Genomic DNA, 19,663 nt, shown 5'->3' on the forward strand with positions numbered 1-19,663 from the left:
GATGCGAACAGACCTCACAACAACACATCGGGAGATAGGCATGTCCAAGACCATCGTCATTACCGGAGGGGCCCGGGGTATCGGTCGCGCCACGGCGGTGCTGTGTGCGCAACGCGGCTGGTCTGTTGCATTGCAATATCGCGGCAACCGCGCCGCCGCCGAGGAGACGGTCGGCCTGATCGAGCAGGCCGGCGGCCATGCACTGGCGGTGCAGGGCGATGTGTCGAGCGATGAAGATGTGATCGCCCTGTTCGAGGCCGCCGCAGGGCGCTTCGGGCCGCTGCACGGTGTGGTCAACAACGCCGGCATCGTGGCCGAGGCGCAGGACGTGGCCGACATGACCACACATCGCTTGCGCACGATGTTCGAGACCAATGTGCTGGGTGCCTTTCTGGTGGCGCGCGAGGCCGCGCGGCGGATGAGCACATCGCGCGGCGGAGTGGGCGGCTCGCTGGTGAATGTATCGTCGGCCGCGTCGCGGTTGGGCTCGCCGCATGAATACGTGGACTACGCGGCATCCAAGGGCGCGGTCGACACCATGACGCTGGGCCTGGCGCGCGAGCTGGCGCGCGACGGCGTGCGCGTGAACGCGGTGCGCCCCGGCCTGATCGAAACCGAGATCCACGCCTCGGGCGGACAGCCTGACCGCGCACAGCGGCTGGGTTCTGCCACCCCCATTGGCCGCCCGGGCAAGCCGGAAGAAGTGGCTGAGACCATCGTCTGGCTGCTCTCCGATGCGGCGTCGTACGTGACCGGTGCGCTGCTGGATTGCGCCGGCGGGCGCTGACCTCCAGGCGCGGAATTCCCCCGCAGTCGGTTTGCACCATCCCCAAATTTGGGGATGCGCTGTCCGGCTAGCGTTTCTACGATGACCGACGTGTCGCAGTGGCAAGGACGGCCACCACGGCATCCGGCATGCGCCGTCAGAGCGCACCCGGTTCAATCCACGGGAAATCGGTAGAACCAACGTACGGGGGTCTCATGCAAACGAATAGCACCGGCCGCGGCCGGCATATGGGCACTGTTGCCTTGACGGCGGCAGCATTGGCAGCGGCACTTTTGGTGGCAGGCTGCGGTGGATCGGACAGCAGTTCGGCCAGCTCCGGCGGCGACACCACAACACCTGCCTCGGCGTCGTTGACCGGTACGGCCGCCACCGGCAGCGCGTTGCCCAACGCCAACGTGGCCGTGACTGACAGCGCCGGCAATTCGCCGTGCGTGGAAACCGCCATCACCACCACTGCGCTGGGCGCGTACACCTGCACGTTGAAGGCGGGCGAGGCTGCACCGTTCTTCGTGGTGGTGACCGACCCGACGGGCAATACCGCACCGCTGGTGAGCGTGACCACCGTCACGCCGCCTGCGGGCTCGCCGCTCACGCTCAACGCCACGCCGCTGACCACGGCCATCGTTGCGCAGCTTTCACCGGACGGCAATCCGCTGTCGGTGGTCAGCGCCAAGACCGTGGATGCCACGGCGCTCAAGACCGTGACGGCCAACGTCGTCGCGCAATTGGCGTCCGTGCTCAGTGCGATCGGCGCGCCGGCCAACTACGACCCGTTCGCGACGAGCATCTCGGCGGCGACGGCATCTTCCGGCGGAAATACCGCTGACCAGGTGCTCGACATCGTCAAGGTGTCAAAAGACCCGAGCAACGGCCAGTTGCAGCTGTCGACGGTCGGCAGCACTGCACCGCCAGTGCCGCTGGCCACTGCCAGCGGCGGTGGTTCCACGCTCCCCGCGCCGGCGGCCAATGTTTCGACCCTGACGCAGGGTGTGCAGGCCATGGCGAGCGCATTGACCACCTGTTTCGCGCAGCCCGTCGCGCAGCGCGCGGTGGCCACTGACACCACCGTGCCCGCCACCCAGGGCGGGGCGACTGTCACCACGGCGGGCGCCGCCTGCCAGAACATCCTGTCGGATACCGGCAACGCGGGTGGTGTTACGTTCCTGCACAACGGTTACAACGGTGGGCAGTGGCTCTACAGCTTGCTGACCAGCAGCACCATGACCGGCGCGCAGTTCAGCGTGCCGGAGATCATGGCGTTCTACCCGGCGGCGCAGAGTTCGTCCGGGCAGGATGAAGCGGTCGTGAATATCAAGTACCTCGATGCCAACGGCAACCCGGGCAACCTGATCACCGTGGCGCGCTTCATTGCAGCGGGGGCATCGAGCGCGCATGCGTCCAACTGGTGGCTGGTGGGCAACCAGCAGCCGGTGGACATCACGGCCAAGACTGTGATCCGACGTGTCGAGCAGTTCAACCCAAGCTCCGGAAACTTCAGCCATTTCCGCAACGGGGTCCAGTTCCTGATCAATGCGGCAGGCCCTGGCACCGTCATCAGCGGCAAGGGCAATCTGAGCTATGCGATCGTGACGGGCCCGGGGCTGCCGCAGGCGGGGCTGGTCTTCATTCCGCCGGTGGTGAGTGGTCAGGTCTACATGGACCTGGCTAACAAGACAGGAGCGATTCCCGCCACCTACCAGTGCGGAAATACGTCCACCACCAAAACGCCAACCTACAACTGCCCGAATTTCTGGATCTCCAAGACCACTGGGATCAGCGGTTCAGCGGCCTCTCAACTGGTGAGCGCCAACCCCAGCGGCGTTACCTGGGCGCAGTCTGGAGACAACATCGACCCCACCGCCGTGACCAAAGGAGTGAAGTACACGATCGCGCTGTTCTACGGCTCGAATACGAACGTGGCGAGCCCGGACCTGAGTATCAAGAAGACGCTTCTGACGGACCTCGTCGCGGCAACGCAGGGCGTCAATCTGCTGTGGAACACGCCCGGGAGCCAGTCGCTGGCGGCGCTGGATCCGACCAACAGCAGTCTGAGCGGTCCGCTCACGTCGTTGACGGTGGATTGGGTGCAGAACGTTTCGGCGCAGCAAATCGGCGGCGTTGCGGTCACCATCGATTCTGCCGGCACTTACAGCGCGCAGACCGCAGTGCCGAAGGGGGCCACGTCGGCGGTCATCAGTCTGCCGGGTGGACAGCAAGTCCCGGCGCTCACGACCAGCACCTCACGTTCGCTGAACTTCAGCTACCGCATGCTGGACAACAGCGCCAAGAGCACGATCTACACGTACAACTAAGCCGGGGAAGAAGCGGGCGCCGCACCAGAACGGTATGGCGCATCGATCAGTCTCTGTACAACAACGTGTAAGTCGGCAGTTGTACAGATCGTGGGCGTGCCTGTTGCGGGCACGCCCTTTTTTTCATGCGCGCCGATCAGGCATCCGCCCCGGCCTTGAACGTATCGCACTGGCGGATATCGCCGCCATCAAAGCCCTGGCGGAACCAGTGCATGCGCTGCTCAGAGGTGCCGTGCGTGAAGGCATCGGGCGTGACGCTGCGGCCGGCGTTGCGCTGCAAGGTGTCGTCGCCGATGGCGTGGGCGGCGGTGAGTGCCTGTTCCAGATCGCCGCGTTCCAGCAGGCCGCGCTTCTGTGCGTAGTGGCCCCACACGCCGGCCAGGCAATCGGCCTGCAGCTCCAGCTTGACCGACAGCCCATTGGCCACGCTTTGCGATTTGCCCGCTTGCGCGCGGCTGACCTTGTCGGATACGCCCAGCAGGTTCTGCACGTGGTGGCCGACTTCGTGCGCAACGACGTATGCAGCGGCAAAGTCGCCGGGCGCGCCAAATTTGCGGCGCAACTCATCGAAGAAGCCGAGGTCCAGGTAGACCTTGGTATCAGCCGGGCAGTAGAACGGGCCGACAGCCGAGGTGGCGTCGCCGCAACCCGAGCGGATGCCCTGGCGGAACAGCACGAGCTTGGGCGGCTGGTAGGCGCGGCCAGCCTGCTTGAACAGTTGCGACCACGTGTCTTCGGTATCGCCCAGCACGTGCGAGACCAGCTGCTTGCTGCGGTCGTTGTCGGTCTCACCCGTGGGGCGGGCCGGTGCGTGCTGCGTACTCTGCGTGGTGGGCGCATTCTGCGACACCTGCATCACCATGCCCAGGATTTCCAGCGGGTTCTTGCCCATCAGCAGGCCGACCACCGCCACGATGGCGATGCCGCCGATACCCAGCCGCATGCCGCCACCACCAAATCCACCGCCTGAGGATGCGCGTTCATCCTCAACGTTGTTGCTTTCGCGCATGTCATCCCAACGCACGTCTTTCTCCCTTGATGTGCAGACTCGGGTGTCACACCCGGTAAACTTTGCAAAGTCTACCTGCCTTGCATGCACACGGGCACTCCGCCGGATGGCCAAATCGTCTGTTCCCAGGGCAGCGGCGAGCGCCGACAAGGGTTGGCGGGTGTTTGTCGCGGCGCACAACACCCGGCAAGGAACTTGCTATGCATGGCTGATCGCCGCAACGGGCTGCTGGGCAGTTTCATGCTGTCACGTGCGTGTCATGCGGCCATTCCCGAATAACGATCGGCAACGCGCGATGTTGCCGACCCAGGATCTTGAGTTCTCTCCATGCGCTTGCCTGCTTCCGTTACCACCCAGCCACCCGAATCCACGGATGTGCCGCAACTGGCTGCCACCTATGTCGACCCGACCGAGGTATCTGACGTGCCGGAGGCTCTGGTCGAGCATAAGCCGTGGTGGGTGCGCGCTTCGAGCGCCATCGTCCATGGCGCATTCACCAATGTGGCGGCCGCTTTCATTGCCGTGGCGGGGGCGATCTACGTGGGGATGGTGCATGCGCCGTGGGTGCGTAGTCTGGCAGGGCATACACCCACCGCCGTGCAGGCGAGCGACGCGATGAGCATGGCGATGGCGGCGACCTCAGCCAGCGCCGCAACGCCGCAGGCCGCACAACCAGGCACGCAGCCTGATCCGGTAGCGGCCGCACGTGATCGCATGGAGCAGCGTGTCTACTCGCAGGTGCCGCCAGCCACCACGCACACCGTCGCCGCGACGGAATCGACCAACGACGCAGACAGCGACCGCCCGGTCGCGAGCACGCCGCGTCGCCATCATCGCGGCGCACGACATGTGACATACCGCCGGCCGACCAGCGCGTGGAATGCGCACTGGTACAAGGGCGCCTGAGCGGGCGCTCGCGCGCAGGCATCAGGCCAGCCGCAGTGCGCGGTCGGCGTCGACACTCTCCAATGCCTGCACGGCGGCCACCAGGCGGCGGCGCAACGATTCCGTAACCGGCAGGATGGGCGCACGCGTCGGCTCGCCGATGTGTCCGGCTTCTGCCAGCAGTGCCTTGACCGGCGCAGGGTTGGGCTCGGCAAACAGCAGCGCAGCCAGCGGCGCGAGTGCGTGGGCCAGCCGCGTGGCCTCGTCGACGCGGCCTGCGCGATGGTGCTCCACCAGCGCGACGAATAACTCTGGGCGGATATGCGCCCCGGCCAGGATGCCGCCGGCACCACCATGCGCGAGGCAGTCGAGCAGCGCGCTGTCATCCCCGCTCAACACATCCAGTGGGCCGCCTTGCAGCGCGCCAAAGTTGTCGGCCACGCATTCCTTGATGGCGACGATGTTGGTCTGCTCTGCCAATACCAGTGCGGTATGCGGTGCGATGGCCACGCCCGTGCGCTTGGGCACGTTGTAGAGCACCACCGTGCGCGACGTGCTGGCCGCCACCTGCGTGTAGTGCCAGCGCAAGCCCGCCTGCGACGGGCAGACGTAGTACGGCGGCGGGACGAGATAGCCCGCGCTGTTCCAGCGTTCGTAGTGACGGATCTGCGCACAGACCTCGCGCGTGTCGGCCGCGCCCACGCCGATCAGGTAGGGGGTGCGGTCGTCGCACGCCTCGGCGATCGTCTCCAGCACGGTGTAGCGCTCGATCTGTGAGAGCAGCGCGGCTTCGCCCGTGGTGCCCAGCGCGACGAAGCCTGCTACGCCTGCCGCTTGGTAGTGACGCACCAGACGGCGCAGTGCGGCGGTATCGACCCGACTGTCGGGACCATCGTGAAAGGGCGTGACCAGCGGAATCCAGATGCCTGAGAACATGACGCGCCTCAGTGCAGCAGGTGGGCATGCCCGCGCTTGAGCGGGGTGATGCGGCCGAGCGTGGCGCGCGGCAGGCCGCGCAGCAGGGCGCCGATGACGGCATCCACATCGGCATGCACGAGCTCCAGGTCAACGCTGATGATGTGACGGCGCGCGTCGTGCTGGACGATGTACAGGCCGAGCGCGTCGCCCAGCAGTGCATGCAACTGACGGCGAACCGCATGGGGTTCATCGCTTGGCACCGTCACGCGCAGGCACACGTACTGGCGTGCCGGCGTGGCAACCAAGCGAGAATCCACACGAGAGACGGCTGCCGGCGAGGGCGGGAGCAGCTGCGGAACGAGCGAAGACAGAAGCATGGATCGGCCCATGATGCGAAGGCGGTGGCTGGCATCGCCAAGTCGTTGAACATGGTGACACCGTATCGGTTCGCCCGTAAAAACCGTGAAAAAGGGCGGGCATGGGGTGTAAAGAAAGAATAAACAGTCAGCGCACCATCAAGCTTTGGGCAAAAAAAAAGCCCCGAACTTGTCGGGGCATTCGATGGTGGGTGCAAGCGGACGAACTAGCGTGCGGCGTCGTCGCCTTCACGCAGTTGCACGAAGTCTGCATCGACGGTGTACGGCTTGGCCGCCTGGGTGTCCCGCGTGTTCTTTTGTACGGCAATGGCACCGAATAGCGCCAGCGCGAACGCCATGCCGTAGAAACCTTTCTCGCTCAGTGCCAGCGTGGCGTTGAACAAACCAACGCACAGCAGCAGTACAGCGAGCAGCGTGGAGAACCAGCTCAAACCGTAGTACAGCCCCGTCACCGGAATACCTTCGGCGCGGTCGCGCACGCTCTTCTGCACGGACACCGCGGAGAACAGCCCGTAAGCCAGTACCGTGAAGTAGTACCCGCGCTCGTTCAACTGCATGTTGGCGTTGTATAGGCCGATCAGGAACGAAACAACGCCGATAAGAAGCGCTGCCCACGAAACGGCGACGAATGCGAATGAGGGGGCCTGAAGTTGCGGTTTCACGAGTTCTCCTTGTATTCGAGACACAGGGAACGCCATGCCTGCGTTCCGGGTGCCAGCGATGCTAATGGTGGAGACGAGCTTCGTTTATTAAATATTGGTAATGCTTTGTGTGGTGACGGATGCTCAGACTCCTCTTCAGATGGGTCGAGCGGCTTGCTTACCGCGCAGCGCGATGATCGTCAGCGAGATGCCGCTCACCACGGCCGCTGTCAGCACGTAGTAGCTCGGCGCCAGCGTATCGCCCGTCGTATGGATCAACCACGTGACGATGAACGGTGCAAACCCGCCGAACAGCGTCACGCCCAGGCTGTAGCCGAGCGATAGCCCCGTCGAGCGCACGCGCGTGGGGAAGATCTCCGACATCAACGCCGGCATCGGCCCCGAATACGCCGCCTTGAAGATGCCCGATACGGCTTGCAGCGCCAGCAACGCGCCGATGGTCGGATACGCGCGCAGCAGCGCAAACATCGGATAGATCAACAGGATCATCAGCACCGACGTGGTGAGCATGATGCGGATGCGCCCGATGCGATCGGACAACGCACCCATGACCGGCGACAGCAGAAACTGCAGCCCACCGTTGAGCACCACCACCGCGAACGACTGCGCGGCCGGCAGATGCAGTTGCTTGACGGCATACGTCGGCATGTAGAGCTGCAGCACGTACACCGACACGGTGGACTGCGCCACCACGCCCACCGCCAGCAGCAGGTTGCCCCACTGCGCCTTGAACGAGGTCTGCGGGTCGACCGTCGTCTTCTTCTGCTCGGCAACGAACTCGGGCGTTTCGTCCAGGTGACGGCGGATATAGAAACCGACCGGACCGACCAGCAGGCCGAAGATGAACGGCAGGCGCCAGCCCCAGCCCTCCAGGTCAGCCGGCGTGAGTGACGCCGTGAGCAGTGCGCCCAGCCCCGCCGCAAGGATGGTCGCAATGCCCTGGCTCGCGAATTGCCAGCTTGCGTAGTAGCCGCGCCCGCGTGTGCTGTGCTCCACCATGAACGCCGTCGCGCTACCGAACTCGCCGCCTACCGCAAAGCCTTGCACCAGGCGCGCGAGCAGGATGGTGATCGGCGCAACGATACCGATCTGCTGGTAGCTCGGCATGACCGCAATCGCCAGCGTGCCGACGATCATCAGCAGGATCGACAGCGTCAGTGCGGCCTTTCGTCCCTTCCTGTCCGCATACATGCCAAGCACGATCGCGCCCACCGGCCGCGTGATGAACGACACGCCAAAGCTGCCCACCGCAAACAGCAGCGACACCCACTCGTCATCCGCCGGAAAGAACAGCTTGCCGATGATGGACGCAAAGAACCCGTAGACGAGAAAGTCGTACCACTCCAGCGCATTGCCGATTGACGACGAGATGACGATGCGGCGTGCGTGGGCCGCATCGGTTTTCACAGGACGAGCGGGCGCAGCAGCGCCTGCCGCAGAGGGAGCGGTCATGAAGAGGGTTCCTTTGGTGCCGGCCGGGTCGTGTTTTTTATGGGAGCTGCAACACGCTGCTTCGGCCTAGCCGACGAAGCAGCGTGCTTGTGTGGCGTTGTCTAGAAGCCCACAGCGTGCCCGTCGCGGCGGCTGTCGCTGGCGGCCACGTAGCCGTGGTCAGCGTCTTCCGACAGGCGCCAGATGAACTGGCCAGAGCCGAAATCCATATACGGATCGGCCACCGATTTGAGCTTGTGCCCGCGTGCTTCCAATGCGGCGACGGTGGTGGCATTCATGGTGGCCTCCACGTCGAGCGTGAAATCACGGTTGACCTTCCAGCGCGGCGCGTCGCACGCGGCCTGCGGCTGCTGCTTGTAGTCGAGCATGCGCACCAGTGTCTGCAGATGGCCTTGCGGCTGCATGTCGCCGCCCATCACGCCAAAGCTCATCTGCGGCTTGCCATCCTTGGTGAGGAACGCCGGGATGATGGTGTGGAACGGCCGCTTGCCGCCTTCCACCACGTTGGCCGAGCGTGCATCCATCGAGAAACCGAAGCCGCGGTTCTGCAGGCTGATGCCCGTGCCCGGTACCACCACGCCCGAGCCGAAGCCCATGTAGTTGGACTGGATGAACGAGACCATCATGCCGTTCTCGTCCGCCGCCGTCAGGTACACAGTGCCGCCCGCGCGCGGCATGCCGAAGGTCGGCACCTGCGCGCGGCACATGTCGATCAGCTTGGCGCGTGCATCGAGGTACGCATCGTCGAGCATCTGCTCGGGCGTGACTTCCATCGAGCGCGGGTCCGCCACGTACTTGTAGAGATCGGCAAAGGCGAGCTTCATCGCCTCGATCTGCAGGTGCTGCGAATCGGCGGAGTCGACGGGCAGGGCGCCCAGATCAAAGCGGTCGAGAATGCCCAGCGCGATGAGCGCGGCGATACCCTGGCCGTTCGGCGGGATCTCGTGCAGGTCGTAGCCGCGGTAGCGCTTGGTGATCGGCTTGACCCACTCGGGCTGATAGTCGCGCAGGTCTTGCGCGGTCATGGCGCCGCCGCATTCGCGTGCGTATGCGGCAATGCGCTCGGCGAGTTCGCCTTCATAGAAATCGCGGCCGTTGGTCTGACCGATGCGGCGCAGCGTGGCGGCGGCATCGCCAAAGACGAACTTCTCGCCCACCTGCGGCGCGCGGCCGTGCGGCATGAAAGCCTGCGCGTAGCCCGGCTGGTTCTGCAGATCGGCAATCGCCGCAGCCCACTTGTGCGCGACGATGGGCGCGACGGTGTGGCCGCGCTCGGCAATCTGCGCAGCAGGTTCCAGCACATCGGCAAACGGCAACTTGCCGAAGCGCGCATGCAGGGCGGCCCAGGCGGAGATGGCGCCGGGCACCGTTACCGCATCCCAGCCGCGCGTGGGGCGCTTCGGGTTGCCGTTGGCATCTTCTCCGTACTTCTTGCGGAAGTAGTCGAGGTTCCACGCCTGCGGTGCCGTGCCCGAGGCGTTCAGGCCGTGCAGCGCCTTGCCGTCCCACAGGATGGCGAAGGCATCGCTGCCCAGGCCGCATGAAACGGGCTCCACCACGGTGAGCATGGCCGCCGCAGCAACGGCTGCATCCACCGCGCTGCCGCCCGCAAGCAGCATGCGCAGCCCGGCCTGCGCGGCCAGCGGGTGCGAGGTGGAGACGACATTGCGCGCAAACAGCGGAATGCGCACGGTGGGGTAGGGGTTCTGCCAATCGAAGCGGTGGGACATGGCTTAGGGGTGGGGAGTGAGTTCAGTGGACCGGATGATTATTTGCGGTGCGTTGAATTTAATAAAGTTAAAATTCATTGGATATAAGTTAAGAAAAACTTGAGAATCATCTGCGCCTGCTTGTGAGTACCGTGTGAGCACTGTCCGCTTCCTCCGCACCTTCGTTGCCGTGGCCCGTCATGGCTCGTTTGCCGCCGCCGCCGAGCGCGTAGCGCTCACGCAGGCGGCTGTCAGCCTGCAGATGCGCGCGCTGGAAGCCGAGTTACGCCGCGACTTGTTCGATCGGTCCGGGCGCACCGTCACGCTCAATGCGCATGGCCGCACGCTGCTGCCACAAGCCGAGCACCTACTGAGTTTGTACGACGCCATGCGTATCGGCGATGAACCGCAGACCGAACTAGCCGGTGCCGTCGCGATTGGCGCCGTGGTATCGGTGATGGGCTCGCTGGCACACGCGGTGGCGGGGCTCAAGCAGGCGCACAAGGGGCTCGACGTCAAGCTGATCACGGGCAAGTCCGGCGAGCTGGCCGAGCAGGTGGAGACGGGGGAGTTGGATGGCGCGCTGGTGGTCGAGCATCTGGAGCGCCTGCCCGCCAACTTGGCTTGGCACCCGCTCTATACCGAGCCGCTGGTTGTGGTGGCGGGTCGTCACACGCGCGGCCGTGCGGAAGAGGTCTTGCGCACCCATCCGTTCCTGCGCTTCGACCGCGCGGTACGCACCGGTGCACTCATCGACCGCGCCTTGCGCAAGACGCACATGGCCGTCAACGAATTCATTGAGGTCAACTCGATCGAGGCGATTGTCGAACTGGTGCGCCAGCAAGTGGGCGTGACGCTGGTGCCGCGCCTGCGCCGCGCCAGCTGGGAAAGCGACCCCGCCCTGCGCGTGCTGCCCATGCCGCCGCAAACGCCTGTGCGCACGGTCGGCATGATTGAGCGGCGCGAGCACGTGCGGCATGGAGTGATCCAGGCGGTACTCGATGCGCTCGAAACCACACTTGGGGCTACAGCGCCTAAACTTTAAGCATCACCAACGGGCCCCGGAGGCCGACATGAACGCGTTTGTCGAACGTTGGCGCGACGAGCTGATCCTGCTCGGCCGCGTGCTGATGATGTTGCTGTTCCTGATTTCCGGCTGGGGAAAACTGACGGGCTTTTCCGGCACCGTGGGCTACATGGGCTCGGTCGGGGCACCGATGCCGATGGCTGCCGCCGCCGTCGCGGTCGTCATGGAGTTCGGCGTGGGGATCGCGCTGCTGATCGGCTTCTGGGTGCGACCGCTGGCCCTGCTGATGGCGCTGTTCGTGCTGGGCACCGCGCTCATCGCGCACACCTTCTGGAACGTGGAAGGCGCCATGCAGACCGCCAACATGGTGCAGTTCTACAAGAACCTCAGCATCATGGGCGGGCTGTTTTTGCTGGCTGTGACGGGAGCGGGGAAGTACGCGGTGCAGAAGTCGTAGCGCATGACAGTCGATACGCTTGCACTGCGGCGCCACGATGAAGTGGCATCGCAGGCAGATGCAGCGTTTGCGGCGTTCGTTGCAGCGTGGGCCTGTCGGTTGCCGCCTTCTGCTGACATCGTTCACATCGGTTCAACGGCCATTCCAGGTTGTCTGACCAAAGGCGACCTGGATGTTTGCGTGCGCGTGAATCGTGAAGACGTTGCCCGCGTTGATGCGCTGCTGGCGACAGGCTATGCGCGCAATACCGGTTCATTCCGCAGTGCGGAGTTTTCGGCGTTCAAGGACGACAACCATCACCCACCGTTGGGCGTGCAATTGGTCGCACGGGGTTCTGAGTTGGATGTGTTCGTGCGATTCCGAGACTGCCTGTTGCGTGATCCGGCATTGGTGGGTGCGTTTAATGCGCTGAAGGTGGCCTGCACTGGGCAACCGATGGATGTCTATCGTCGGACGAAAGCCGACTTTATTGCGCGCGTCTTGTCGGTTTAACCGAGCACGCAGTTTCAGATTGGGTCGCCTTGCGCAACCACGCGCGCACTCGCTACACTGCCCGGGCTCGCGTCAGACAGGCGCAGCCGAGTTTGGAAGCTCGTTCGAATAAGCCCGCAAGCACTCAAGTTCTTGCGGCCGTCGTCGTTCGCCTATACGGGCGGGCTGCGGCGGGGAGGGCTTCGGCCCTGCCGCCTTGCTTGTTCGTCGGTCTTCCAACCTCGTCGTGTGCCCGCCCACCCCTTGCGGTGGGTGGTTCCTCACCACCGCAAGGGAGACATCAGCCGATGACAGGCACCCAATCCCCCATTTCCCCCAGTCTGCAACCGTGCATTGATGCTGCGCGCGATGAACTCGATGCGGGTATTGCCAAGCTCGAGACGCTGTTCAGCGTGATTGAAGACCTCGGCAACGAGCGCTTTCAGCATCTGGATGCCGTTACGCATGCGACCTATTTGTGGATGTGTGCGGACTTGGTGCGCGACGTCAAGGCAGCGTGGCGGCGGTTGGAGACGATGCGGGTGGGCTAATCCCTTTCGCAAGCCCACCGCACAGCACGAGCAAGCGCGGTCGGGGCTCAGCGTTCTCGTGTTCAACCGCGGCAGATTGCACCACGGTGATTTTTGCAAACTTCCTTGAAGAATCACCCTGAGCCGCACGCGACGACCAGAATATTGGTCATCCGAAAAATAATAGAACTAAAAATCATGCGAGACCCCAACGGCCGGGAGGTCGCTCGGCTTGGAGACATCACCGACCACGGCGGAACCATCGTCGAAGCGGCCAGCAATTTGAAACACCTGGGCATTGCCGTCGCGCTGGATGGTCATCAAGTCGAATGCCCAAAATGTGGTGGCACATATCCAATTATCGCCACCGGCCAGCGTACACATAATGGAACGCGCGTTGCCTTTCTTGGCGACAAAACCGGCTGCGGAGCGACCCTTATTCAAAAATAGAACCGCAGACACGGCATGTTCAAATTCAATCAAGCGCGTACCTTGGAGCTGGTGGGTGAGTGTCTACCGACCTACGGCATCAAACAGCCGCTACTCATTCCCTCACAGCTGCACGGCACCGAGGCGATTGGCAGCCTATTTGAATACACGCTCACCTGTCGGACTGCCAACACCCCGAACGTCAGCCTGGAGCAAGCAGCCAACATCGACCTGAACGCGCTGCTCAAGCAGGAAGTCACGCTCCATATTCAGATCGAGGGCATTCAGCGTTTTGCGCCTGGGCGCGTGAACATGGATAACGTTGGCGCAGGCGTTCGAGAGATCTCCGCCATCATCGATCAGGCAGAAATGCTGGGTGAGGAAACCGAGCGCTCATACTTGTACCGGTTCCGGCTGCGCCCTTGGTTATCGCTAGCGGAAACCGGCCAAAAACGGCGGCTGTTCCACAACATGTCCGTGGTGGACATCACGAGGGCGGTGCTGGAAGCCTACCCCTATGCCGTGGAATATCGGCTTAACGCGCCGTGGGGCATGGACTATTGGCCGCTGCGCGAGGTTCAGCGCCAGCATGACGAGTCCGATGCCGTTTTCCTGCATCGGTTATGGCAGGAGTGGGGCATCTTCTACCACTTCAAGCACGAGAATGGCCGGCACTGCCTGGTGCTGAACAACAAGATCGGGGCGCTACAGAGGCACGGCGAAGCCTATCAGACCATTCGCTACACCGGGCCCGCCGAAAAACGGACCGACGAGGAAACCATTCACACCTTGTCGATCGCGAACAAGCTCGTCACGGGGCCGGTCACGATCAATGACTATGACTACTCCCGATCAAACGACGCGGCCACGCGCGCTGGTGGCGGTGACTTTCAGTTCCGATCAGACGCCCCGCACGATCACGTGCACACCGAGCAAGCGCATGACATGTGGGGCGATTTCTCGCAGCCGAAGGCTGGCGCATCGGGCATCGCAGACGCGGGCAACGAGGCCGAGAAGGAGGCTCAGTATCTGGCGTCCGTGATGGCGCACGCGCTGCACAGCCAGGCGCGTCTTGTCTCGGGCGCGGGCAACCTGCGCGGCATCATGGCGGGGCACACCCTTCACATCGTTGAGCACCCGCAGAAAGCCGCCAATTGTGAATACTCAGTGCTGTCCGCGACGCTGACGGTGGAAGAGGTGGCGCAATCGTCCGGGGTCGGCCGGTACCGCTACAGCACCAGCTTTGCACTTCTGCCCCAATCGTGCCTGTTCTATCTACCGCGCACGGTTCCCAAGCCCAACATCGGCGGCACGGAATACGCAATGGTGATTGCCCCTGAAGGGGCGTCAGCAGAAAGCGAAACTTGGACTGACAGCCTAGGACGTGTCCTCATCCGCTACCTATGGGCGGGCAAGTCTGAGCATGGCGATGCGCCTAACAGTATGTGGGTGCGCGTACTCAGCCCGTGGCAAGGGTCAGAATTTGGCGCAACCTTCGTGCCCCGCATTGGCCACGAAGTGGAAGTGGCATTCATGGGTGGAGACCCAGACCTGCCGGTCATCATCGGCAGCGCAACCAACCACTGGCGCCACCCCGGTTATGCGCTGCCGGGCAACGCCGCGCTGGCCGGATTTCGTAGCCGGGAGTTCGGCCAGCACGCATCGTCCAATACCGTTGTCATGGACGATACCCAGGGCAAGATCCAGGCGCAAATCGGTAGCGACCACGGCACGTCGCACCTGGCGCTCGGCTACAACACGCGGATTGCCGGTACACAAGGCCGACAGGATGAGCGCGGGCGCGGCTTTGAGTTGCGCACCGACCTCTGGGGTGTGCTGCGCTCGGGTCTGGGCATGCTCATCAGCACCGACAAGCGCGAGCAAGCACGCGGTCATGCAAAAGACGCGGGCGAAGCCATACAACGCCTGACACAGGCGCGCGACATTCACGAAGCGCATGCCCAGCTCGCGCGGCAGCACCTCGCGCACGATGGCACCGTCAATCAGGACGACGTCGTCACCGCCATCAAGGCACAGGCGCAGGCCATTCGCGGCAATGCGGCCACGCCTGAAGCACCCTTCCCGGAGTTCGACCAGCCGCACCTGACGCTGGCCAGCCCGGCCGGCATTCAGACGGCCACCGCAGGCAGCACACACGTTGCCAGCGACGCGCACACCGCGCTCACCTCGGGCAAGCACATCAGCCTTTCCGCAGGCCGCTCATTGATGGCAGCCGTACGCGATCGAATCTCGCTATTCGCCTACAAACTCGGTGTGCGCATCACGGCCGCTTCTGGCCGAGTCGAGATCGAGGCACAAAACGATCAGCTCAGCCTCATTGCCCACAAGGTGGTGGATATCATCAGCAAGGCTGACTGGATCAACCTGACGGGCCAGCAAGGCATTCGCCTGAACGGCGGCGGCTCGGTCATTGAAATCTCCAAAGCCGGCATCACCGGCCTGACGGGCGGACAGTACATGGTGCACGCGGCGATGCACGCTACGGCAGACCCGCTGGCCCAGCCCGTGCAAGTGCCCATGACGGTGGTGTCTGAGGCCAAGATCGCGCAGCCCTTTGTGCTGGTGGAAAACGGCATGGGCCTGCGCATTCCCGATCAGCCCTACCGGATCACGCTTGAAGATGGGCAGGTCATCACGGGCCGTACCAACGATGCGGGTGAGATGCAATTGGTGCTCTCCAACGCGGTGCAGACGGCGTTTGTGGATATTTTGCATAACGACGGCACCGACAACCCGGCGGCGATGTTTGAGTCTGTCTTGACGCAGCCTGCACCAGCCACACCGCCCGAGATCGTCACTGAAAAGCGCGCATCCCAGCCGCTAGGCGGCAAACGGGCACAGCGCAATGACGATGCCGAAAGCCACCCAACCCTCAGCATCGACTACGCGCTCTGCCACCCCTACAACTGGGGACTGCGCTACAGCACGCAGGATGCCAGGACGCCCCGGCAACTGGACTTCCCGGTGATTGCGGAGTATGCCAAGGCGATGACTGAGCTGCTGCTGGAGGATATCCAATGGGGGAACAAATACTTTGGGAGTGGGACGCCGAAACTGGTGTTGCAAGGAGTGCCACTCGAAAACCAAGCGGAACCTCTGGCTGATCTGCTATCGAAAGTCATATCAAAACTGCTGACTTCGCCTGCTGCCGGAGCGTTTGCGTTGCCGGCGTCTGCTGTTCCCATCGTAAAAATTTCCGACCAATTGGTCGGCAAGACCGAGAATACCAAAGGCGTATTTAGTCACGGGGAATGGTTGCTCTCTATCTACAGTGGCGCGCTTGAAGCCATGTTTGCCGCCAAAGACAGGGAGACTGCTAGGCTGGATATTCTTCCTGACTTTGTGGATACGGTGTGCCATGAAGCACGCCACTGCCAGCAGTATTTCTGGATGTTCGTCATGATGCAGAAGGGCGAACATTACTTTCCTGATCTTCCTAAAATCAGAGAATTTCCGTCGAGCGTTGCCGCAGATGATTCTCTTGCTAAAAAAATCATCAGAATTGCAAATAAACAAGTCATGCCCGACGACACGCTGGCCCGTGCCGGCATTAAACAAATGGCAATCGGTGTCTATTTTTGGCATCTGTGGCTCTACAAGACGGATGCCGAGAGTCGCAAGAAAAGGCATGAGAGGCCATGGTATCCACCCTATGCCTCTGATGAAGCGCCATTCAATCAAGAGTACGTGGTAGTCAAGAAGGAAACTGAGGAGTCACTCAGCAACGTCGGAGCAGGAGGCACACCAATTGATGTGGAACATATGGCAGCGGATGAAACTGGCGAAGGCTATCTGTCTCGCCCATGGGAGAACGACGCCTTCTATTGTGGCAACACAGCGGGCTCGTATTGGATGCGGGGGAAAGCGCTGGATGGTGTGGGTGCAAGTCAGTGTAGCCGCCGGTACGCTATGGCTTGGAATGGCCGGCAACGCAACAGCGGGAATGCCACAAATGCAGAATGATCAAGCCAAACAAAATAGCCGCCCAGATTGGATGCCGCCGCAACGGCACATGACCGAGGAGCAACGCGAGCAGGCGTTGCGTGTGACCAGTCTTGGGATTCAGTGGTCTGCGGGGACGATCTCAATAGATGACATTGAGAGAGAAATTGGCCGACAAGACCCCTATAAAGTTGATGACAAAACATCATACACTTACGGCCGAAAAGATTTCTACTTTACTTTTTATCAATATGCAAACAAAGAAAAAGATAAATCTGGAAATTCCAGAGGGTTTAGGCTGACCACGCAAGCATGGATCACATCAAACATCCCGCGCGATCTATTTGAGTCTCGCCTTGGACTAAAGAAAGTCAAGAATGGTGAACTGATAGACGGCTACCGGAAAGAAGAGCTGAGATACTTCAATCCACCTCAGCCAACATCACCAAGGCTGGATATCGCCAGTTTTAACTATCGGCTACCGATGCCGGATGACTCTCCGTTTGACGTAACTTTGAATACCAGATACCAAGCTGCCGGAGAGCAGCCCAGGTTATCGGATTTTGAGACGACAACGGATTTGCGAAACATCGACATCGGCCGTTGGTATCTGGATCCCGATGAGATCGAGGAGCGCAACCAAAAGAAGCGCCTTAAATATTCAGAAATGGACTTGCGCACCGGCATGATCTGTCCGGAATCCGGCGTGTGGGAAGGCTGGACCGATCGCAACGAGTGCTTTGGGGCGTTGTATATGAAAGAGGGCTGGCGCTTCCTCGACGTTTGCACCCGACCAAATACGCCGTTTGCCTTTCTGGAGCCGGGACGGTGGTTCTACAAACGGCCAGGCACGGACAGCGAACGTTCGTTCGGCTGAGGCAGCGCGCGCGTTCGATGGGAAATTTCGAAGCGAACCTTGCCCGATTCATGTGCCTATGCGACTCCGAGCATCCCACCATCGATGGCTTTCCACCGATCTATCTGGCATGGATAGCCTGGCACGCATCCCCAATGAGCAAGGATTTGAATCATCAAGCGTGTTGGTAGCACTCAACGCAGCGACCGCTGCACCAGCACCACCACCGCCAACACCCCACACGCCACCGCAAACCAGCTAAAGAGCTGCGTACCCGCCAGCAACGTCGCTTGCCGATCAATCTCGGCCGACAGGCTCGCCAGCCGCTGCGGCGTGAGCGGATTGGCCGCCTGCAGGTCCGACGTAAAGCGCGTGACGTGCGCGACGATCAGCGAGCGCGACTCGGCCTGCTGCGTCTGCAGCGATACCACGGCCAGACCCGTCCCCACCGCCGTGGCGAACTGGCGCGCGATGTTCTTCATCTGATAGCCGTGCGCGAAGTCTTCGCGGTCGAGATCGAGGTAGGTCATCATCGCGATCTGGATCATCACCGTGCCCGGCGTCATACCTTCCAGAAACGACACGGGGAAGAACGCGTAGTCCGGCGCGCCTGGCATCAGGCTCGTCGCCAGCAGCACCGCCGCTGCGGCATAGATGGCAAAGCCGATGGCGATAAAGCGGCGCTTGCGGAAGAAGAACGGCAGCCACACCGTCATGACAACGGCCACCACCGTCGACACCGCGCCGCTGATCATCAGGAACAGCGTAGTGGTGCGGAACGTGAAACCCAGCCCGCCTTGCGACACGGCTGGGAACAGGTACGACCAGTAACCGCTCATCAGGTAATAGACGCCATAGAAACCGATGCCCCACAGGTAGCGGCGGCCGTTCAGGCGCGAGAGGTCGAGCCACGGGTCCGGGTGCGTGCGCAGACGGTGGATGGCCAGCAGCAGCGCGGCCGCACCACCCAGCAGCAACAGCGGAATCACGGGCGATGCGGTCAACCGGTTGTAGCGCAGCTCTGACAGGCCCATCAGGAACGACAACGCCCCGATGGCGATTGCACCCACGCCAATCCAGTCCCATTCGCCATCTTCCGGCGGGGCTTCGTGTGGGCGGCGGGCGGCACGTGTACGCGGCTGGTGGCGTTCAGGCGGCAGGAAGAACATCGCAATCCACGCGACCACGGCCAGCACCAGTTCCAGCCAGAAGATCACGCGCCATTCGCTGTATTCGAGCACCTCGGCGCAGATCCACGGCGCGATGGTCGTCAGCCCGAACAGGCCGACGCTGAACATCAGCATGGGCGGAATGCGTTCATCGGGCTCGGTGGTGAGCTGCACCAGAATGCGCGAGGCCGAGAACAGCCCCCCCGCGCCCAGCCCCTGGATGGTGCGGCCGATGACGAGTTCGCCAATATTGTTGGAGGTTGCGCAGACCACGCAGCCGATGCCAAACAGCACAATGCCCGCCAGCGCGAACATCCGGTAGCCCACGTGCGCGGCAATGCGGCCGATGGCCAGGTTGGCGACCACGGCCGCCACGGCATAGGCGGTGACGGCGTACAGATACGCATCCGGGCTGGCATGCACGCCGCCCTGGATATGCTGGCCCGCCACAGCCATCATCTGGGAAGAGACGAAATCGAGGCCCGTGGCCAAGCCCACCGCCAGGCCAAAAGCGTGGATGCGAGCGGAAGAAAAATGGGGAAACGCCCGCAACGAGGCGGGCGGAAGGATTTGCAGCGACATGTGCCCGAGCATAAACTTGCCCGCCAGCCGGATAAACGGCCAACTCTAGGAACACTGTCCAGTCATGC

Annotated in this window: 17 protein-coding genes; 10 read left to right on the top strand and 7 right to left on the bottom strand. The window is 62.6% G+C overall.

Going from position 1 to position 19,663, the window contains the following annotated elements:
* The first annotated feature begins 40 nt into the window (after positions 1-40).
* Together ACS13N_RS01790 and ACS13N_RS01795 are read left to right on the top strand one after the other, a co-directional pair.
* A complete protein-coding gene (locus tag ACS13N_RS01790) occupies positions 41-787 on the top strand; it encodes an SDR family oxidoreductase (RefSeq protein ID WP_438930079.1) in 747 nt (248 codons plus the stop codon).
* Between the two features lie 194 nt (positions 788-981).
* A complete protein-coding gene (locus tag ACS13N_RS01795) occupies positions 982-3,099 on the top strand; it encodes a hypothetical protein (protein WP_438930080.1) in 2,118 nt (705 codons plus the stop codon).
* Positions 3,100-3,235: 136 nt separating this feature from the next.
* Here ACS13N_RS01795 and ypfJ read toward each other — a convergent pair whose 3' ends face one another.
* A complete protein-coding gene (gene ypfJ, locus ACS13N_RS01800; protein WP_438930081.1) occupies positions 3,236-4,123 on the bottom strand; it encodes a KPN_02809 family neutral zinc metallopeptidase in 888 nt (295 codons plus the stop codon).
* A 312-nt stretch (positions 4,124-4,435) separates the two neighbouring features.
* On the opposite strand from ypfJ, the gene ACS13N_RS01805 reads away from it, so the two are divergent.
* Positions 4,436-5,014 (top strand): hypothetical protein, encoded by a 579-nt coding sequence (locus ACS13N_RS01805; RefSeq protein WP_438930082.1) that lies wholly within the window; start codon positions 4,436-4,438, stop codon positions 5,012-5,014.
* A gap of 21 nt (positions 5,015-5,035) precedes the next feature.
* Here the strand turns inward: ACS13N_RS01805 and dapA are convergent, their stop codons facing one another.
* From dapA to ACS13N_RS01830, 5 genes are all read right to left on the bottom strand, one after another.
* Positions 5,036-5,929, bottom strand: coding sequence for a 4-hydroxy-tetrahydrodipicolinate synthase (gene dapA, locus ACS13N_RS01810; RefSeq protein ID WP_438930083.1), 894 nt, complete (start codon positions 5,927-5,929; stop codon positions 5,036-5,038).
* Between the two features lie 8 nt (positions 5,930-5,937).
* Positions 5,938-6,216 (bottom strand): hypothetical protein, encoded by a 279-nt coding sequence (locus ACS13N_RS01815; RefSeq protein ID WP_438930084.1) that lies wholly within the window; start codon positions 6,214-6,216, stop codon positions 5,938-5,940.
* A gap of 278 nt (positions 6,217-6,494) precedes the next feature.
* Complete coding sequence (gene yiaA / locus ACS13N_RS01820) at positions 6,495-6,986, bottom strand: inner membrane protein YiaA (RefSeq protein ID WP_438930085.1); 492 nt, start codon at positions 6,984-6,986, stop codon at positions 6,495-6,497.
* A gap of 99 nt (positions 6,987-7,085) precedes the next feature.
* Positions 7,086-8,402, bottom strand: a complete 1,317-nt coding sequence (locus tag ACS13N_RS01825; RefSeq protein ID WP_438930086.1) for an MFS transporter — start codon at positions 8,400-8,402, stop codon at positions 7,086-7,088.
* 101 nt (positions 8,403-8,503) lie between these two features.
* Positions 8,504-10,132, bottom strand: a complete 1,629-nt coding sequence (locus ACS13N_RS01830) for a gamma-glutamyltransferase family protein (protein ID WP_438930087.1) — start codon at positions 10,130-10,132, stop codon at positions 8,504-8,506.
* 133 nt (positions 10,133-10,265) lie between these two features.
* Here ACS13N_RS01830 and ACS13N_RS01835 point away from each other — a divergent pair, with 133 nt between their 5' ends.
* From ACS13N_RS01835 to ACS13N_RS01865, 7 genes are all read left to right on the top strand, one after another.
* On the top strand, positions 10,266-11,156 hold the full coding sequence (locus ACS13N_RS01835; protein WP_438930088.1) for a LysR family transcriptional regulator: 891 nt from the start codon (positions 10,266-10,268) through the stop codon (positions 11,154-11,156).
* 28 nt (positions 11,157-11,184) lie between these two features.
* Positions 11,185-11,595: a DoxX family protein gene (locus ACS13N_RS01840; RefSeq protein WP_438930089.1), complete on the top strand. Its 411-nt coding sequence runs from the start codon at positions 11,185-11,187 to the stop codon at positions 11,593-11,595.
* Positions 11,596-11,598: 3 nt separating this feature from the next.
* A complete protein-coding gene (locus ACS13N_RS01845; RefSeq protein ID WP_438930090.1) occupies positions 11,599-12,087 on the top strand; it encodes a GrpB family protein in 489 nt (162 codons plus the stop codon).
* A 287-nt stretch (positions 12,088-12,374) separates the two neighbouring features.
* On the top strand, positions 12,375-12,617 hold the full coding sequence (locus ACS13N_RS01850; protein WP_438930091.1) for a hypothetical protein: 243 nt from the start codon (positions 12,375-12,377) through the stop codon (positions 12,615-12,617).
* A 177-nt stretch (positions 12,618-12,794) separates the two neighbouring features.
* The gene (locus tag ACS13N_RS01855; RefSeq protein ID WP_438930591.1) at positions 12,795-13,046 is read left to right on the top strand and encodes a PAAR domain-containing protein; all 252 of its coding nucleotides are present in this window, start codon (positions 12,795-12,797) and stop codon (positions 13,044-13,046) included.
* A gap of 15 nt (positions 13,047-13,061) precedes the next feature.
* A complete protein-coding gene (locus ACS13N_RS01860) occupies positions 13,062-17,009 on the top strand; it encodes a type VI secretion system Vgr family protein (RefSeq protein WP_438930092.1) in 3,948 nt (1,315 codons plus the stop codon).
* Positions 16,999-17,865: a hypothetical protein gene (locus tag ACS13N_RS01865; protein WP_438930093.1), complete on the top strand. Its 867-nt coding sequence runs from the start codon at positions 16,999-17,001 to the stop codon at positions 17,863-17,865. The genes ACS13N_RS01860 and ACS13N_RS01865 overlap by 11 nt, the downstream gene beginning before the upstream one ends.
* A 173-nt stretch (positions 17,866-18,038) precedes the next feature.
* On the opposite strand, the gene ACS13N_RS01870 is transcribed toward ACS13N_RS01865, so the two are convergent.
* Positions 18,039-19,595, bottom strand: a complete 1,557-nt coding sequence (locus ACS13N_RS01870; RefSeq protein WP_438930094.1) for an MFS transporter — start codon at positions 19,593-19,595, stop codon at positions 18,039-18,041.
* Between the last annotated feature and the right edge of the window lie 68 nt (positions 19,596-19,663).

The organism is Ralstonia sp. 24A2 (genome assembly GCF_051783885.1).
GTDB lineage: Bacteria > Pseudomonadota > Gammaproteobacteria > Burkholderiales > Burkholderiaceae > Ralstonia.

Excerpts from the sequence above, each read along its gene's own strand:
- ACS13N_RS01865 (WP_438930093.1), top strand. The coding sequence starts at position 16,999 with ATGCAGAATGATCAAGCCAAACAAAATAGCCGCCCAGATTGGATGCCG.
- dapA (WP_438930083.1), bottom strand. The coding sequence starts at position 5,929 with ATGTTCTCAGGCATCTGGATTCCGCTGGTCACGCCCTTTCACGATGGT.
- yiaA (WP_438930085.1), bottom strand. The coding sequence starts at position 6,986 with ATGGCGTTCCCTGTGTCTCGAATACAAGGAGAACTCGTGAAACCGCAA.
- ACS13N_RS01790 (WP_438930079.1), top strand. The coding sequence starts at position 41 with ATGTCCAAGACCATCGTCATTACCGGAGGGGCCCGGGGTATCGGTCGC.
- ACS13N_RS01870 (WP_438930094.1), bottom strand. The coding sequence starts at position 19,595 with ATGTCGCTGCAAATCCTTCCGCCCGCCTCGTTGCGGGCGTTTCCCCAT.
- ACS13N_RS01795 (WP_438930080.1), top strand. The coding sequence starts at position 982 with ATGCAAACGAATAGCACCGGCCGCGGCCGGCATATGGGCACTGTTGCC.
- ACS13N_RS01860 (WP_438930092.1), top strand. The coding sequence starts at position 13,062 with ATGTTCAAATTCAATCAAGCGCGTACCTTGGAGCTGGTGGGTGAGTGT.
- ACS13N_RS01805 (WP_438930082.1), top strand. The coding sequence starts at position 4,436 with ATGCGCTTGCCTGCTTCCGTTACCACCCAGCCACCCGAATCCACGGAT.
- ACS13N_RS01855 (WP_438930591.1), top strand. The coding sequence starts at position 12,795 with ATGCGAGACCCCAACGGCCGGGAGGTCGCTCGGCTTGGAGACATCACC.
- ACS13N_RS01825 (WP_438930086.1), bottom strand. The coding sequence starts at position 8,402 with ATGACCGCTCCCTCTGCGGCAGGCGCTGCTGCGCCCGCTCGTCCTGTG.
- ACS13N_RS01845 (WP_438930090.1), top strand. The coding sequence starts at position 11,599 with ATGACAGTCGATACGCTTGCACTGCGGCGCCACGATGAAGTGGCATCG.
- ACS13N_RS01850 (WP_438930091.1), top strand. The coding sequence starts at position 12,375 with ATGACAGGCACCCAATCCCCCATTTCCCCCAGTCTGCAACCGTGCATT.
- ACS13N_RS01830 (WP_438930087.1), bottom strand. The coding sequence starts at position 10,132 with ATGTCCCACCGCTTCGATTGGCAGAACCCCTACCCCACCGTGCGCATT.
- ACS13N_RS01840 (WP_438930089.1), top strand. The coding sequence starts at position 11,185 with ATGAACGCGTTTGTCGAACGTTGGCGCGACGAGCTGATCCTGCTCGGC.